This window comes from Hymenobacter sp. AT01-02 (genome assembly GCF_000961955.2).
In the GTDB taxonomy this organism is placed as follows: Bacteria; Bacteroidota; Bacteroidia; order Cytophagales; family Hymenobacteraceae; genus Hymenobacter; species Hymenobacter mucosus.
Genome location: NZ_JZIR02000254.1, coordinates 1 through 666, shown reverse-complemented (window position 1 = coordinate 666; position 666 = coordinate 1). Strand labels below are relative to the sequence as shown.

1 protein-coding gene is annotated in these 666 nt (G+C 55.4%); it reads left to right on the top strand.

Features of this window, described 5'->3' with window-relative positions; translation table 11 throughout:
• Positions 1–508: histidine kinase (locus VI25_RS22960; protein WP_045690802.1), on the top strand; the 508-nt coding region annotated here is incomplete at its 5' end.
• Positions 509–666 lie beyond the last annotated feature (158 nt).

Sequence of the window (666 nt, the reverse complement as noted above, 5' to 3'; positions counted from 1 at the left end):
AAGCTTAGCCGGCTCGCCGGATACGCCGCGCTTTATTCTGTTGCTTTCCGAATTGATGCGCTACGTGCTCTACGACAGTGGTAGGGCGAGTATTTCGCTGACGGAAGAAATAGTGTTTCTAGAGAATTACTTCGAGCTGGAACAACGCAAGTATCCTGGCGCCCGCATCCGGTTTGCCACGCTCGATAGCACCACAGTGCCGCCGCAGGTGCCCCCATTGCTGCTCCTTCCCCTAGTAGAGAACAGCTTTAAGCATGGGCGCCACCACCACACCGAGCATGCCGGCGTGGAAGCAACCCTCACAACCAGGCCCGGCCAGCTCTGTTTCACCATTGAAAACGATATGCTACCGGAGGCTCCTCGGGCTACGGCACGCCGCACGGGGGGCATCGGACTACAGAATATTCAACAGCGCCTACAGCTGTATTATCCGGGAGGCTATGAATTGCAGCTTTCGCAGCCAAACGGCCGCTACCGGGCAGAGCTGACGATTACCCTTCCCCAGTAGCCGCCTGCATTGGGTATCAGGGCGCCTTTTTGGTTGAGCATAAGATGGGCAATAACAACTATTTGGGCGGTAATGGGGTAAGCAGGAATCTTCCTTCCTCCACTGTACTTCTCCCACCACTTCCATGCAAAGCACTACCTTTTTCTACCCCTATCTCG